The organism is Mycobacterium sp. UM_11 (assembly GCF_001414075.1).
Lineage (GTDB): Bacteria > Actinomycetota > Actinomycetes > Mycobacteriales > Mycobacteriaceae > Mycobacterium.
This window is the reverse complement of sequence record NZ_LATC01000230.1, coordinates 1-804: the sequence shown is the minus strand read 5'-3', so window position 1 is coordinate 804 and position 804 is coordinate 1. Positions and strand designations below refer to the sequence as shown.

1 protein-coding gene is annotated in these 804 nt (G+C 66.7%); it reads left to right on the top strand.

Translation table 11 applies throughout. From position 1 onward, the window contains the following. The coding region (locus tag WU80_RS24785; protein ID WP_304438003.1) for a condensation domain-containing protein at positions 1–804 on the top strand (804 nt) is incomplete at both ends.

Below are 804 nucleotides of genomic sequence, written 5' to 3'. Positions count from 1 at the left end.
GATGTGTATAAGAGACAGATGCACACCCTGTTCGACGCGCCAACCATCGCCCAGCTGGCAGCCCACATCGGCGGTGATGGCGAACGCCCGCAGCCCCTGGCGCCCGCCCAGCGGCCCCAGGTCATTCCGTTGTCGTTCGCCCAAAGCCGGCTGTGGTTCCTCGACCAATTGCAAGGCCCCTCATCGGTTTACAACCTGGCTGTGGCTTTGCGGCTGCATGGCGAGCTGGACATCGACGCGCTGCGCGCCGCGGTCGACGATGTCATCGCCCGTCATGAATCCCTGCGCACGGTGTTCCCCGACCTGGACGGCGTGCCGTTCCAGCGCATCTTGCCGGCTCGGCGCGACGAGGCTGTCCTGCAGGTCATCGATGCGGGGAGATGGCCGCCGGCCTTCATCGACGAGGCCATCGATACCACGGCGCACCACGTGTTCGACCTGCAAACCGAGATCCCGTTCCGGGCCACGCTGTTCCGCGTCGCCGACAACGACCACGTGCTCGTGGGCGCGGTGCATCACATCGCCGCGGACGGGTGGTCGATCGCTCCGCTCGTCGGCGATCTGAATGTGGCTTATGCCAGCCGGTGTGCCGGCCGCGCTCCCGATTGGGCTGATTTGCCGGTGCAGTACGCGGATTACACGTTGTGGCAGCGAGCCCAACTCGGTGATCTCGCGGACGGCGGTAGCCCCATCGCCGCGCAGTTGGCGTACTGGGAGGATGCGCTGGCCGGGATTCCCGAACGTGTGGAGTTGCCGACGGATCGGCCGTATCCGGCGGTGGCCGATCAGTGCGGGGACACGGTG